Source organism: Streptomyces sp. SID8374, assembly GCF_009865135.1.
GTDB lineage: Bacteria > Actinomycetota > Actinomycetes > Streptomycetales > Streptomycetaceae > Streptomyces.
Genome location: NZ_WWGH01000002.1, coordinates 1,503,331 through 1,517,014 on the forward strand (window position 1 = coordinate 1,503,331; position 13,684 = coordinate 1,517,014).

The 13,684-nt window shown below is 72.3% G+C and carries 11 protein-coding genes; 8 read left to right on the forward strand and 3 right to left on the reverse strand.

Going from position 1 to position 13,684, the window contains the following annotated elements:
* The first annotated feature begins 21 nt into the window (after positions 1-21).
* From GTY67_RS30050 to GTY67_RS30070, 5 genes are read left to right on the forward strand one after another with little or no spacing between them, the layout of a single operon-like run.
* Positions 22-819 carry an ABC transporter ATP-binding protein gene (locus GTY67_RS30050; RefSeq protein ID WP_161281108.1) on the forward strand — a complete coding sequence of 266 codons (798 nt, stop codon included), beginning with the start codon at positions 22-24 and terminating at the stop codon, positions 817-819.
* Positions 807-1,622 carry an ABC transporter ATP-binding protein gene (locus GTY67_RS30055; RefSeq protein ID WP_176727600.1) on the forward strand — a complete coding sequence of 272 codons (816 nt, stop codon included), beginning with the start codon at positions 807-809 and terminating at the stop codon, positions 1,620-1,622. Before GTY67_RS30050 ends, GTY67_RS30055 begins: the two co-directional genes overlap by 13 nt.
* Complete coding sequence (locus tag GTY67_RS30060) at positions 1,619-2,509, forward strand: branched-chain amino acid ABC transporter permease (RefSeq protein ID WP_093693822.1); 891 nt, start codon at positions 1,619-1,621, stop codon at positions 2,507-2,509. Before GTY67_RS30055 ends, GTY67_RS30060 begins: the two co-directional genes overlap by 4 nt.
* On the forward strand, positions 2,502-3,662 hold the full coding sequence (locus tag GTY67_RS30065) for a branched-chain amino acid ABC transporter permease (protein WP_161281109.1): 1,161 nt from the start codon (positions 2,502-2,504) through the stop codon (positions 3,660-3,662). The genes GTY67_RS30060 and GTY67_RS30065 overlap by 8 nt, the downstream gene beginning before the upstream one ends.
* On the forward strand, positions 3,659-4,909 hold the full coding sequence (locus tag GTY67_RS30070; protein WP_093693821.1) for an ABC transporter substrate-binding protein: 1,251 nt from the start codon (positions 3,659-3,661) through the stop codon (positions 4,907-4,909). The genes GTY67_RS30065 and GTY67_RS30070 overlap by 4 nt, the downstream gene beginning before the upstream one ends.
* 68 nt (positions 4,910-4,977) lie before the next feature.
* Here the strand turns inward: GTY67_RS30070 and GTY67_RS30075 are convergent, their stop codons facing one another.
* From GTY67_RS30075 to GTY67_RS30085, 3 genes are all read right to left on the reverse strand, one after another.
* Positions 4,978-7,341 (reverse strand): discoidin domain-containing protein, encoded by a 2,364-nt coding sequence (locus GTY67_RS30075; protein ID WP_161281110.1) that lies wholly within the window; start codon positions 7,339-7,341, stop codon positions 4,978-4,980.
* A 185-nt stretch (positions 7,342-7,526) separates the two neighbouring features.
* Complete coding sequence (locus tag GTY67_RS30080) at positions 7,527-9,686, reverse strand: bifunctional serine/threonine-protein kinase/ABC transporter substrate-binding protein (RefSeq protein ID WP_161281111.1); 2,160 nt, start codon at positions 9,684-9,686, stop codon at positions 7,527-7,529.
* A gap of 68 nt (positions 9,687-9,754) precedes the next feature.
* Positions 9,755-10,597, reverse strand: coding sequence for a hypothetical protein (locus GTY67_RS30085; RefSeq protein ID WP_161281112.1), 843 nt, complete (start codon positions 10,595-10,597; stop codon positions 9,755-9,757).
* A 440-nt stretch (positions 10,598-11,037) separates the two neighbouring features.
* Between GTY67_RS30085 and GTY67_RS30090 the strand changes: the two genes are divergently transcribed.
* From GTY67_RS30090 to GTY67_RS30100, 3 genes are read left to right on the forward strand one after another with little or no spacing between them, the layout of a single operon-like run.
* A complete protein-coding gene (locus tag GTY67_RS30090; protein WP_161281113.1) occupies positions 11,038-12,222 on the forward strand; it encodes a hypothetical protein in 1,185 nt (394 codons plus the stop codon).
* 11 nt (positions 12,223-12,233) lie between these two features.
* A complete protein-coding gene (locus GTY67_RS30095; protein ID WP_161281114.1) occupies positions 12,234-12,854 on the forward strand; it encodes a DUF1796 family putative cysteine peptidase in 621 nt (206 codons plus the stop codon).
* 30 nt (positions 12,855-12,884) lie between these two features.
* Positions 12,885-13,625: a PIG-L family deacetylase gene (locus GTY67_RS30100; RefSeq protein WP_161281115.1), complete on the forward strand. Its 741-nt coding sequence runs from the start codon at positions 12,885-12,887 to the stop codon at positions 13,623-13,625.
* Positions 13,626-13,684: the final 59 nt, after the last annotated feature.

Here is a 13,684-nt window from a genome sequence, read left to right on the forward strand (position 1 = left end):
AAGGCGGAAGGAGGAGGACGCATGGCAACGCTGGAGATCCGCGCACTGTCCGTCGGCTACGGCCCCGTCCGCGCCCTGCGCGACATCTCGGTCGATGTCCCGGACGGCGCGATCACCGCCGTACTCGGCGGCAACGGCGCGGGCAAGACCACGCTGCTGCGGGCCGTATCGCGGACCCTCGGCTTCCACCGAGGTACGGGCACCGGCACCATCCGGTTCGACGGCCGCTCCCTGGAGGGGCTGCGGCCCGCCCAGGTGGTGGCCGCGGGAGTGGTCCAGGTACCGGAGGGCCGGCAGGTCTTCGCCCGGATGACGGTGGCCGACAACCTGCGCGCGGGCGCACTCGGGGCGCGCGGCGGGCGCAAGCAGACGACCGCCGCCCTGGCCCGCGTCCACGAACTGTTCCCGGTCCTCTCCGACCGGGCCCACCAGCGCGCCGGTCTCCTCTCCGGCGGCGAGCAGCAGATGCTGGCGATGGGCCGCGCCCTGATGGCGGGACCCCGGCTGCTCCTGCTGGACGAGCCCTCGCTCGGCCTCGCCCCGCTGATGGCGGCGAGGATCGCGGAGACCGTGCAGGAGATCAACGCGGGCGGCACCTCCGTCATGCTCGTGGAGCAGAACGCGGCCATCGCGCTGCGCCTCGCCTCGACCGCGTACGTCCTGGACGTCGGCGAGGTCGCCCTGCACGGGCCCGCCGCCGAACTGGCCGCCTCCGACGAGGTGCGCCGCCGCTATCTCGGCGTGGTCGACGAGGAGGCCGCCGCCGATGCCGACGTGGCGTCCCGCAACCGGCGCACCCTGAGCAGGTGGTCCGCGTGAAGACCGCACCGGCACCCCCGACCGGCGCCGACAACGCCACGGCCGCCCTCACCGTCTCCGGCGTGACCGTACGCTTCGCCGGGCTCACCGCCCTGGACGCGGTCTCCTTCACCGTCGAACCCGGCAGCGTGCACGCCGTCATCGGCCCCAACGGCGCGGGCAAGTCCACCTGCTTCAACGTCCTCTCCGGCGTCTACCGCGCCTCCGCCGGCACCGTCCACCTCGGCACCACCGAACTCACCGGACTCGCGCCGCACGCCATCGCCGCCCTGGGCGTCGCCCGGACCTTCCAGAACATCGCACTCCCGCCGCACGCGACCGTCGCCGACAGCCTGCTGCTCGGCCGCCACCGGCTCACCCGCTCCGGCTTCATCGCCACCGGCCTGCGGCTGCCGTCCGCGGCCCGCGAGGAGCGGCGCCATCTGGACCGGGTCCGCGAGATCGCCGCGTTCATCGGCCTGGAGAAGGAGTTGGGCCGCCCGGCGGGCTCGCTCCCGTACGGACAGCAGAAGCTCGTCGAGTTGGGCCGGGCCCTGTGCATGGAGCCCCGGGTCCTGCTCCTGGACGAGCCGATCGCCGGGATGACCGCCGACGAACGCCGCCGTACGGCAGCGGTCGTGGCCGATGTCCGCGACAGCCTCGGCATCTCCATCGTGCTGGTGGAGCACGACATGGGGGTGGTCATGCGGCTGGCGGACGCGGTGACCGTACTCGACTTCGGACGCAGGATCGCGGGCGGCACCCCCGCCGAGGTCCAGAACGACCCGGCCGTCGTCCAGGCCTACTTGGGAGCACAGGAATGACCACGTTCATCGAACTCCTCCTCGGCGGCCTGTCGATCGGTTCGGTCTACGCACTGATCGCCCTCGGCTTCGTCGTCATCTTCAAGGCCACCGAGGTCGTCAACTTCGCCCACGCCTCACTGCTGTTGGCGGGCGGCTACGTCACCGCCGTCCTCCACGACGACATCGGCTTCTGGCCCGCGCTGCTCGTCGGGATCGCCGGGGCCGCGACCGTCGGCGCGGCCATCGAGTTCTTCGTGATGCGCCGCTACCGGGGCAGCGACCACAGCGTCCTGGCCATCGTCACCATCGGCGTCGACATCCTCCTCATCACCGAACTCACCCGCCGCATGGGCACGGACGTCCTCGCGCTCGGCGACCCGTGGGGCAACGAGGTCGTCCAGATCGGCGGGGTCACCCTCGCCCAGACCAGGATCGCCGCGTTCCTCGCCGCCGGGCTCCTCATCACCGTCTTCCTGCTCGCCTTCCGCTACACCTCGTGGGGCGTGTCGATGCGGGCCGCCGCCGAGAACCCGCAGACCGCCGCCCTCATGGGCATCAAGCTCGGCAGGGTCTCGCTCGCCGCCTGGGCCGTCGCCGGAGCCCTCGCCGCCGTCGCCGCCCTCTTCCTCACCGTCTTCCCCACCCCCGGCCTGGAGCGCGCCACCTCGCTCGCCGCGCTCAAGGCGTTCCCCGCCGCGATCCTCGGCGGACTCGACTCCACCACCGGGGCGCTCGCAGGCGGGCTCATCGTCGGCGTCACCGAGTCGCTCGCCACCGGCTACCAGAGCGACCTCTCCTTCCTCGGCCGGGGCATCGGCGATCTGGCGCCCTACCTGGTGATGGTCGCGGTGCTGCTCATCCGGCCGGCCGGACTCTTCGGCACGAAGGAGCTGGCCCGTGTCTGACACCACCGCCGAAGCCGCCCCCGAAGCTACAACCACGCCCGCTGCCAACACTGTTGGCGCTTCGAGCCTCACCGACCGGCTGCGCCGACCCCGTACGTACGCCGTCCTCATCGCCTCCGTCCTGCTCCTGGCCCTCCCCTTCTACCTGGACCGCTTCTGGCTCCAGGCCGGACTGTTCGCGATGGCGGCGGCGATCGGTGCCATCGGGCTCAACATGCTCACCGGCGCCACCGGCCAGCTCTCCATGGGCCACGCCTTCTTCCTCGCCGTCGGCGCGTACAGCTACTGCATCCTGGCGGGGGAGTCCAGTACCGAGAACGGCCACGCACTGACCGGTCTCGGCCTGCCCACCTGGCTGGCCGCGGTCCTCGCCGTCCTGATCGCGGGTGGAGCCGGTGGGCTGTTCAGCCCGATCGCGGGGCGGTTGCGCGGGGCGTACCTCGGTATCGCCACCCTCGCGCTGATCTTCATCGGGCAGCACGTCCTGTTCAACGCGGGCTCCCTGACCGGGGGTTACAACGGCCGGGCCGTACCGCCGCTCTCCCTCTTCGGGTTCACCTTCGACGACACCGAAGTCGTCATCGCGGCCGTGCCGTTCGGCTCCTCGGAGAAGCTCTGGTACGTGGGCCTGGCCGCCCTGCTGCTCAGTGCCCTGTTCGCCCGCGGAATCCTGCGGGGCAGGCCGGGCCGGGCGATGAACGCCATCCGCGACCATCGGATCGCGGCGGGCGTCATGGGCGTACCGGTGGCGCGCTACCGGGCCGGGGTCTTCGTCCTGTCCTCGATGTACGCGGGCCTCGCGGGCGTCCTGCTCGCGCTGGTCTTCCAGCGGACCGTGCCCGAGTACTTCGGCATGATCCTCTCCCTCGAATACCTCGCCATGATCGTCATCGGCGGGCTCGGCAGCGTCGCGGGGGCCGTCGTCGGCGCCTTCTTCGTCTCCCTGCTCCCGCAGGTGCTCACGCACTACAGCGACTCCCTCCCGCTGGTCTCCGCGCCCGGTACGGGCGGTCTGGCACCCGGTGAGGCGTCCCGCTATCTGTACGGCGCCGCGGTGGTCGCGGTGGTCCTCTTCCTGCCCGGCGGCCTGGCCCGCCTCGGCATCGCACTTCCGCGCGTCACCCGTCCGAAGAAACCAGGGGAGAAGAAATGAAACTCAGAGCGCTCACGGCCGTGGTCGCGGCTCTCGCCGTCACCCTCGTCGGGTGCAGCGGCAAGGCGACCGAAGGGAAGGGCGACGACCAGGACAAGGCCGGGATCAAGACGGGTCCCGGGGTCTCCTCCTCGACGATCTCGCTCGGTGTCCTCACCGACATGACCGGGGTGTACGCCTCGCTCGGCAAGAGCGTCACCCAGGCCCAGCAGCTGTGGGCGAAGCAGATCAACGCCAAGGGCGGCATCTGCGACCGGAAGATCGAACTCACGGTACGGGACCACGGCTACGATCCGCAGAAGGCCATCGCGGGCTACACGGAGCTGGAGCCGAAGGTGCTCGGCTTCGCCCAGTTCATCGGCTCGCCGTTCGTCGCCGCCGTGGAGCAGCGCATCGACGGCAAGGACAAGGGGCTCGTGCTGCCGCAGGCCTGGTCGGCGAACCTGCTGGGCTCCCCGTACATCCGCGTCGTCGGCGCCACGTACGACATCGAGACCATCAACCTGATCGACCACCTGCTCAAGGAGAAGCGGATCGCCGAGGGCGACAAGATCGGTCACGTCTACTTCGAGGGCGACTACGGCGAGAACGCGCTCACCGGCTCCAAGCACGCTGCCAAGGAAGCCGGGTTGACGGTCGTGGAGCAGAAGATCAAGCCGACCGACAACGACATGACGGCCCAGGTCGCCGCCCTCAAGCAGGCCGGGGTGAAGGCCGTCGTCGTCAGTGCCGGTCCGCGCCAGGCGGCCTCGCTGGTCGGCGTGGCGGCGGCCACCGGCTTCAACGTCCCCGTCGTCGGCAACAACTCGGCCTACGCGCCACAGCTGTTGAAGACCCAGGCGGGCCCGGCCCTGCTGAAGGACTACTACATCGCCTCCTCCACCCTGCCCATCGGCGACCCGGGCGACGGGCCGTCGCTGCTGGCCAAGGAGTACGCCTCGCAGTACCCCGACGATGTCCTCGACAACGGCGTCGTCGCGGGCTGGACGGCGGCCTCCATCTTCGGCGAGGCGCTGGACAAGGCGTGCGACGACAAGGACCTCACCCGCGAGGGCGTCGACAAGGCGCTGCTCACGATCAAGGGGTACGGAACCGAGTTCGGGGTCACCCACGACTTCTCCGACCCGGCGGCGCCGTCCACCCGGGAGAGCGTCATCATGAAGCCGGACGCCACGGTCCCCGGCGGACTGAAGGTCATCAGCCCGGCGTCGGTCTCCGATGCGGCGAAGTCCTTCACCGTGAAGTGACGCGCTGAGCAACGGGGTCGGGCCCGGCCGCCGTCCCGCGCGGCCGGGCCCGACCCCCGTACGGCTGCTCAGCTCGTGTACGCCTCCACCTCGGAGAGCTGGGCGGCCGGCCAGCCGGTGTTGCCGGTGAACGTCAGCCGCAGATAGCGGGCCGAGGTGCCGGGCAGCGTGACGGTGGCCGTGTTGCCGTTCGACGGGTTGAAGGTGTAACCCGCCGACGCCTTCAGGGTGTTGTACGTGGTGTTGTCAATGGACCCCAGCACGCTCAGGGTCTGGGTGCGCGTCGCCCAGGCGGCCGCCGGGGGCAGCTTCAGCACCACCCGCTTCACCGCCTTCGCCGAGCCCAGGTCGACGGTGATCGACTGCGGGAAGGCGTTGTTACGGCTCTCCCAGTACGAGTTCGGGTTCCCGTCCACCGCGTTGCCCGCGCCGTACACATCGACGTGGCTGGTCGCGGTCACCGCACGCCCCTGCGCGAGGTTGCCGGTCTCCTCCGGCGGGTCGGTCGGCCCGGGCGGGTCCGTCGGACCGCCGGAGCCGCCTCCCGGGACGCCGCCGTTGGTCCACACCGGGTCCGGCCAGACGCCCGTGCAGGCGGGCGGATCGGCGTACCAGCCGGAGTTGCCGGAGCCCCGGGTGATCTGGAAGCCCGCGCCGACACAGTTGTGGATCGGGTTGGACTGGGCGATGTGGGTGGCGACGACATCGGTGAACGTGGCCCGGCCCGGCGACTGGATCTGGAGCGCGTAGGTCCCCGCCCCGTCGATCTTCACCCGGTTGAAGTTCAGCCCGTTGCTCGCTCCCTCGATGAGGTGGATCGCGGCGTAGGAGCTGTCCAGGATCTCGGTGTCGGTGACGTTGACGGTCGCGCCCTGGATCGGTTCGTTGAGGCCGCTGAACCAGACCGCGCCGACACCGAACTTCCAGTTGTAGTCGTTGTTCCCGGTCCGGATGAGGGTGTTGCGGGCGGCGGTGTGCGTACCCGAAACGGCGGTGCCACGGCCGGAGTTGACCCCTGGGTAGCGGTTGGCGATGTGCAGGCCGCCGCCGTTGGTGATGGTGTCCGACATGACGTTGTCGGAGATCGTGATGTCCTTGCCGCCGTACGTCACGATGTTGTTCGCCAGGATCGGCAGGATGACGGTGTTGAAGGTGAACTTGTTGTTCACGTTCGGGATGTTCTCCGCCCACATGGCGAGCCCGTCGTCACCGCTGTTGCGGACGAAGGTGTTGGTGACGGTGGAGTTGGTGACGCCGTAGTGGAAGTTCACCCCGTCGGCCGTCTGGTCCAGGATCCGGGTGTTCTTCATGGTGAAGTTGTTCATCGGGCCGGTCAGCCAGGCGCCGCACTTGGTGTGCTGGAGCCAGAGGTTGTCGACCACCGAGTCCGACAGGGCGCCGCCGATGGCGTTGACCTGGTCGTCGTCGATCCGCTCGCGGATGTCACCGATGATCGCGAAGTCCCGCAGCGTCACATGCGAACTGCCTCCCTGGGACGCGTACTTGCCGTAGACGCCGACAGCCTTCGAGCGGTCGGTGGGGTGCCGGCCGGTCAGCACGCTGTACCAGGGGCCCGCCCCGCGCAGCGTCACCTTGTCGACGATGATGTGGTCCTGGACCTTGAACGTGCCCTGCGGGATGTACACCTCCCGGCCCTGCGTGCGGCCCGCGTCCACCGCCGCCTGGATCTTCGCCGTGGCGTCCGCCGCACCCGTCGGGTCGGCGCCGAAGTCGCTCACCACGTCCAGCGCCCCGGAGGGCCTGCCGATCGGCGCGGCCACGTGCTCGAAGTCGGCCAGGTCGATGGTGAACGCGGGCGACTGGGCGGTGGAGGAGACCTGGAGGCGGATTTTGGTGCCGGTCGGCAGGGTGGAGCCGAACATGGTCCGGGTCTCGTCGTAGAAGTGGTGCGGGTCGGTGTCACCGGGGTTGTTGTTGAACGGGTAACCCCCGTAGAACCAGCCGTACTTCGAGGTCACGGGCACGCTCTTGAGCTGTGTCCCGTCGACCCGCACGTCGATCGAGGCGTCCCGGCCCGTCCCGGCGGCGTTGTCCGGCAGTGAGTAGCGGAAGGTCATCGCGTTCGCCGGTGCGGTGAGCGTGAACTCCACGTACTCACCGACGGCGTCGAGGGTGACGGCCTGGCGGCCCGATGCCTCCGAGGGCAGCGTGCCGTAGAGCCGGTCGGGGCCGATGAGGGTGCCGTTGGTCGCGGCGTACTCGGCCTCGTGCTCCTTGAACGGGACACTCGCCCCGCGTCCGGGGACGTTCAGCGGGGAGGGCGCGGGGACGGCGGCGGCAGCGGCGGGCGGCGCACCGGCCACGACGAGCGTGGTGGCGGCTGCCAGCGCGGTGAGGGCCAGCGCCAGGGAGGCGGACAGGGAGCGCCGCAGGATGCGGCCGGGGCGTGGGGGTGGTGGGGGAGGGGTCACGGGAGGTCCGTCCTTGCGGCTCGGGGGCTCTGCGGACGCCCTGAGGCTAGGAGAGACCCCGCAAGGAAGTCTATGGTGCTGCGCAAAATACTGCCTTGAGTGCTCAAATTAGCGACTCAGGGCGGGATATGGCAGGTCGTCACACCGGACGGGCCCCCAACAGCCCTCCGGAACGGCCGACGTGATCAGACCTCGCGCCCGTCCATCCCGATGTACCGGAAACGGCCCCGCTCCACGCGGTAGATGAAGACCCCGGTGCCCGCGTACATCCCGTTGGCGGGCTCGAACGCATAGCTCTTCGACACGCCCTTGTACCGCGTCGTCCGCAGCACCGGCAGCATGTCCTGCCGCGTCACGCTCTCCCGGCCCAGCCCCTCCGCACAGGCCGCGATCAGCCCGACCGCGTCGTACGCCTCGGCGGCCAGCAGCGGCGGCGCACCGTCGAAGCGCTTGCGGTACGCGGCGGCGAAGGCGTGCACGGACGGTACGGAGGCGGGGTCGGCGGCCGTCGACACGACCAGCCACCCCGCCGCGGCCTCGCCCGCCTCCGCCAGGAACCGGGGATCGTGCACGGCCTGGGTGCCGATCCTCGGCCCCAGGAACCCCGCCTTCGTCAGCGCCCGGGCGAACCGGCCGGCATCCCGCCACCCGCCCCCGTACACCACCGCCCCCGGCTTCTTCGCGACGATCCGCTCCGCCTCGGCGTCCAGGTCACGGGTGCCCTCCCGCACCGTCTCCGCGAGGACCGTCCGCCCGTTGCCCCGCAGCCCCGCGTCCAGGAACCGCGTGGTCTGGCGGCCGTACTCGGTCCCGTCGTCCACCAGGGCCACGGTGTCGATCTCGTGCGCCCCCAGGAACTGCGCCACCGGCAGCATCTGCATGTCGTTGCGCGGCCGGGCGCAGAGGAAGATCCGGTTCAGGTTCCTGGTGTCCCCGTCGACCACGCTGAGCAGCGGCAGCGCCGCCTCGTCGTACGCCACCAGCGCCTCGCGCGCCGCGTCCGCGCCGGTCGCCCCGATCGCCGCCACCAGCAGCGGATCCTCGGCGAACCGCCGCACCGCCGCCTTCGCCTTCCCCTCGTCGCCGCCGTCGTCGGCCGTGACCAGGCGCAGCGTGAACGGCGCGTCCTTGCGGGCGTTGTGCTCCTCGACCGCCAGCAGCGCCGCCCGCTCCTGGCCCTTGCCGATCGCCGCCGAGGGGCCGCTGAGGTCGGCCTGCAACCCGATGTGCAGCTCCGGCCGGCCGGTCGCCGTCTTGTCGCCGTCCCCCTCGCCGTCGCCGTCCGGGTCCTTCTCGCCCCCGAACGCCGTGGCCAGCCAGGCGGTGGTCCCGCCCGCCGCGAGGACCGCGCCCCCGGTGACGTACGCGAGGAACCGCCGGCGCCCGGGGGCCGGCACGGCCGTGGTGTCCCGGCTCCCGGCGCCCGTCTCCACCGTGGCACCGGCGTCCAGGCTGGTCGCCTCGATGTCGGGCAGGGCCAGCATCCGCGCCGAGCGCTCGGCGATCAGATGGGTCACCGGAGCGGGCAGCCAGCTGCCGCCCGACGCGTCCTCGGCGAACGCCCGCCGGATCTCCCCGGCGGTCGGCCGCCCCGCCGGGTCCTTCGCCAGGCACCCCTCCACCACGGGCCGCAGCCCCGGCGGCAGCGCGCCCAGATCCGCCGGGTCGTGCACCGTACGGAAGAGCATCGCCTCGACCGGGCCGCTGCCGAACGGGCGCCCGCCGGTCGCCGCGTACACCAGGACACAGCCCAGCGAGAAGATGTCGCTCGGCGGGCCGATCCGCCGCCCCTGCGCCTGCTCCGGCGAGAGGAAGCCGGGCGAGCCGACGATCGCGTCCGTCGCCGTGAGGACCGTGTCGTCCAGAGCCCGCGCGATCCCGAAGTCGATCAGCCGGGGTCCGTCCAGACCCAGCAGAACGTTGCCGGGTTTCACGTCGCGGTGGACGAGCCCCGCCCCGTGGACGGCCTCCAGCGCCTCCGCCAGCATGGAGCCGAGCGCCCGCACACTGCGCTCGGGCAGCGGCGCCCCGCCCCCCACCGCCTCGCTCAGCGGCGGCCCCGGCACGAACTCGGTGGCCAGCCACGGCGCGGCCGCCTCGGTGTCGGCGTCGACCACGGGCACCGCCCACCGGTTGCGCACCTGCCGGGCGATCGCCACCTCGCGCCGGAACCGGGTGCGGAACCCGGCGTCGTCCGCGTACTCGGCCCGGATCAGCTTGATGGCCACCAGCGCGCCGCCGGGCGACCGGCCCAGCAGGACCACGCCCATGCCCCCGGCGCCGAGCCGGCCGAGGATGCGGTACCCGGCGATCCGCGCCGGGTCGGTGGAGCGGAGCGGTTCCATGAGGGGTTACGTCCTCGCGTCGTGTCGTGCGCCCGAGGACGCTTCCTTCAACAGGACCGGCCCGAAGGTCACTTCAGTTCCAACTCGACGCGGTAGAGCACCTTGGCGCCGCCCTCGGCGGCGATCCGCAGCAGGTCGGCGTTCTGGTAGCCCTCGGCGCCCTTGACCGAGACGGCCGTGGTGACCGGGCCGATCCGGGACTTGGACCAGACGTAGTCCTGCGTCCCGCCCGAGCCGGGGCCGGTGAACTTCCCGGCCTCGAAGAGCGAGGCGTCCGCGTTGCGCACGTCCTTCTGGTCGAACTGGAGCGACATCAGCCCGCTGAGCCGCTGCCCGCCGCCCAGCTCCTGCGACGGGCAGCGGAAGCTCTCCTGGACGGTGTCCTTGATCTCCCGGTCGGCATCCTCGACGGTCTTGTGCACCGTGACGGTCACCGCCCCCCGGACCCGCCCCTTGCCGTCCTGCGCCGGGATGTCGAGTCGCCGGGTGAAGGAGTCCAGTACCCCGTCGGGCAGCGCGCTCCGGCTCCAGACACAGGAATCGGCCAGTACGGTCCAGGTCCCTGCGGTCTCGTACGGTGTGCCGCGCACCATGCCCGCCGTCCAGTCGGCCTCCCCGAGCGCGGCGTTACGCGTCAGCCTGCGGGCCTCGGCCGCCGTCTTCGGCACCCGGGCCGGGTCCGGAGTGAACTCGTACGCGCTCGGCAGCGCGCCCGGCTCCTTGGTCTCCCCGGGCTTCTTCGGCTCCGGCGTCCCGGACGGGTCCACCGGCTCCCCGGCCTGCCGCACGGAGTTCGACGGCTTCGGATCCTCCCCGGACTTCGTCCCCGCGTTTCCGCAGCCCGCCAGCAGGACCCCCGCCGCCGCGACCGCCACCACACGTACCCCGTTGCGCCTGTGCTTCGTCATCATCGGACCCCCGTCGTCCCCCTGCCCCGCGCCCCGCCCGAGTCGTCGGGGCGTCGGATGCGAGGTGATTCTAGAAGCCCGGCGCGCCGGTTTGACGGCAACCCGGTACTCATGCGGCTTCCGGAACTTCTCAGCCACCGGGAGGGGTTCGCCTCTGGCGCGAGGGGGCGGGCCGTGGTATGCGCTGCCGTCAGAGGGCCCCCTTGGCTGAAATCAGGCCCTGGCGGGCGGACGGAACTCCCCTACGGCAGGGGCGGCAGCGGGGGCCCGGACATCCCGTAACCACCCTGTACGGGTTCCGTGTTCGGCGGAAAATTGGTCTGGACCACCTGTGGTGGCGGTGGTTAGCTCAACTCCGGACCCGGGGCTCCCGGGCTGCGGGCCGTCCCGTTCCGGCCCGCGTTTCCGCCGCCTGCCCGCGTCCTGCTGAGGGGATCCATCCCGTGATCGACATCGTGGCCGTGCTCCGGGCCGAGGACGCCGTACTGGACTTCCTCTCCGTGCTCACCGCCCCCGAGTCCGTCCACCGGCAGGACGAGGGCCACGAGGTCCATGTCCTGCTCGGCGACACCGGCGAGCACCTGGTGCTCCCGGCGGGCCTGCCGCTCGCCGACCGCCTCGCCGCCCTCGCCCGGCACATCCGGCCCGTCGACGAGAGCGCCGCATCACCGGGGCCACAGGCGCTGGCCGCCCTGATCGAGGCCGCGGCCCAGGGAGCGGAGGCCGCCCGGCTCTGGACCCACTCGCCCGCCGACACCCGCCGCAGCCGGGGCCGCCTCGGCCGGGACACCGCCGCTGCCGTCGCCCCGGGCGGGCCGCCCGTGCTGCACGCCGTAGGCCACTCCCCGTACCTCCAGTTCATCAGCGACCTCGACCGGCCGCTGAGCCGCGCCGAGGCCGGGGCCAAGCTCGCCTTCGTCAACCGGCACTGCGGCCACCTGCTGGGCACCGAATCGGCCGAGTACGTCGTCCGGACCGGCCGGGTCCATGCCAGCGAGCGGTTCTTCGCCGCAGGACCGGCGGAGGAGCGCGAGCGGCTCTTCGCGCTGCTGGCCAGCCTCGACGAGGACGCGGCCACGGTGCCGGACCCGTGGGAGTTCGCGACCTCCGCGTACGAGGCGGAGCGGCTGGACTCCACCGTCGCCTGGATCGCCGGGCACTGTCCGCCAGGCGGCGGCCCCCTCATCGAGGTCGGCGCCTGCGAAGGGGCGCTCACCACCCGGCTCGCGGAGAAGGGCTTCACCGTCCACGCGACCGAACCCAACCCCGTCTTCCGCCGACGGCTCACCGAGGCCGTCGGTGACACCGCCCAGGTCCATGCGGCGTCCCTGGAGGAGCTGGCCGCCCGGCCGGAGCTCCCGGGCGCGGCGTACCTCCTGATCGAGATGCTCTACTACGGCCAGGACCTCGCCCTGCTGGACCGGCTCCCGGCCGACCTGGTCTTCGTCGCCCTCGAACCCGAGACGCTCGCCACCCGGCTGACCCCCTGGCTGGAGAGCGCCCCGGACTGGGAGAAGGCGGACGAGACCCCGCTCGTGGCCCCGGCCCTGGAGACGGTCTGCGGCGGCCGCGCCTACCTCAGCAAACGCGGCAGCGTCGGCGTCCTGCTCCGCCGCACCGGCGCCTGACGGAGTCCGCCATGTACGACGTCTGCGTCGGGCTCGGCTACCACTGCGAGTCGACCTACCAGCTCCGCCGCATCACCGGCCAGGACCGGGCCCACTTCTTCGACTGGCTGGACCTCGACCTCGTCGCCGTACGGGAGGTCATCGCGGCCGACTTCGCCAACGTGCTCCGCCCCGGCCTGAGCGAACCCTTCAGCAACGGCCTCTGCGTACGGGACCGGGGCTCGAACATCCGCTTCTTCCACGACTTCCACGCCCCGGACGGCACCCCGCTGACCCCCGCCCTCATCGCGGAGCAGCATCCGGGGGTCCGGGAGAAGTTCGCCTACCTCGCCGACCGCTGGCGGGCCCTGACGGCCTCCCGCTCCCGGGTCCTGTACGTCCACCAGGACGCGTTCGACGAGAGCGGCCCCGGCGACCTGGCGGCCCTGCACGGGCTCCTGCGCTCCCGCTACCCGGACCACGATTTCGATCTGCTCTGGCTGCGCCGTACGCCCCCGGAGGACGCCGCCGCCCTCCCGCCCGGGATCACCTGGTCCACGGTCGCCGCCCAGCCCGGCCGCTGGCAGGGCAGCGACGCGGCCTGGGACGCCGCCCTGGCCCCGCTGGACATCCCCCGGGCCCCCGCGCCCTGAGTACCTGCTTCTGCCCCCTCCGGAGGAACCGTGCCCGTACCGCCCCCCTGGCGCACCCTCGTCGTCTCCCCGCACTTCGACGACGCCGCGCTCTCCCTCGCCGGGCTCCTGCCCACCCTGCCCGGCCCCCTCGCCGTCGTCACCGTCCACGGCGGACCCCCGCCGCCCGGTTCCCCCGTCTCCTGGTGGGACAGCGTCTGCGGCTTCACCACCGCCGCCGAGGCCCACCGGGTCCGCAGCGCCGAGGACGCCCGCGCCTGCGAGCTGCTCGGCGCCGAGCAGCTCCTGATCGACCACCCCGACGGGCCGTACGTCACCGAGGGCGAGGGCCCCGCCGCGCTGGACGCCCTCCTGAGCACCCTCGCCCCCACCATCCGGGTCCTTCTCCCGCTCGGCACCAACCAGCCCGACCACGAGGCCGTACGCCTCCGCGCCCAACGCGCCCTCGCCGCGGCCGGCGCCCCCGCCCCCTGGGTCTACGCCGACCTGCCCTACACCGGGCACCTGCCGGAGTGGGGCACCCCCGAGGCCTCCGGGGCGCTCGCCGCCAGCCAGAAGTGGGGGACCGCCTACCAGGAGCTCACCCGCCGCCACCGGGTCACCGTCCGGCACGAGCTGGTGCTCTCCGACGAGCAGTGGGCGGCCAAGCGGGCGGCGGTCCTCAGCCACGCCTCCCAGCTCGCCGCCCTCGCCCCCGACCACGGCAACTTCCTCGCCCGCTCCGGCCCCCTGCGCGCCGAGCTGATCTGGAGCCTGGAGCCGCACGGCTGAGCGCGCCCGGAACGCACGAAGGCCCGGATGCCGGGGAGCATCCGGGCCTTCGCCCTGTT

Bases quoted from the DNA above. Each gene is read 5' to 3' on its own strand.
- GTY67_RS30070 (WP_093693821.1), top strand. From the start codon at position 3,659: ATGAAACTCAGAGCGCTCACGGCCGTGGTCGCGGCTCTCGCCGTCACC.
- GTY67_RS30085 (WP_161281112.1), bottom strand. From the start codon at position 10,597: ATGATGACGAAGCACAGGCGCAACGGGGTACGTGTGGTGGCGGTCGCG.
- GTY67_RS30080 (WP_161281111.1), bottom strand. From the start codon at position 9,686: ATGGAACCGCTCCGCTCCACCGACCCGGCGCGGATCGCCGGGTACCGC.
- GTY67_RS30050 (WP_161281108.1), top strand. From the start codon at position 22: ATGGCAACGCTGGAGATCCGCGCACTGTCCGTCGGCTACGGCCCCGTC.
- GTY67_RS30060 (WP_093693822.1), top strand. From the start codon at position 1,619: ATGACCACGTTCATCGAACTCCTCCTCGGCGGCCTGTCGATCGGTTCG.
- GTY67_RS30095 (WP_161281114.1), top strand. From the start codon at position 12,234: ATGTACGACGTCTGCGTCGGGCTCGGCTACCACTGCGAGTCGACCTAC.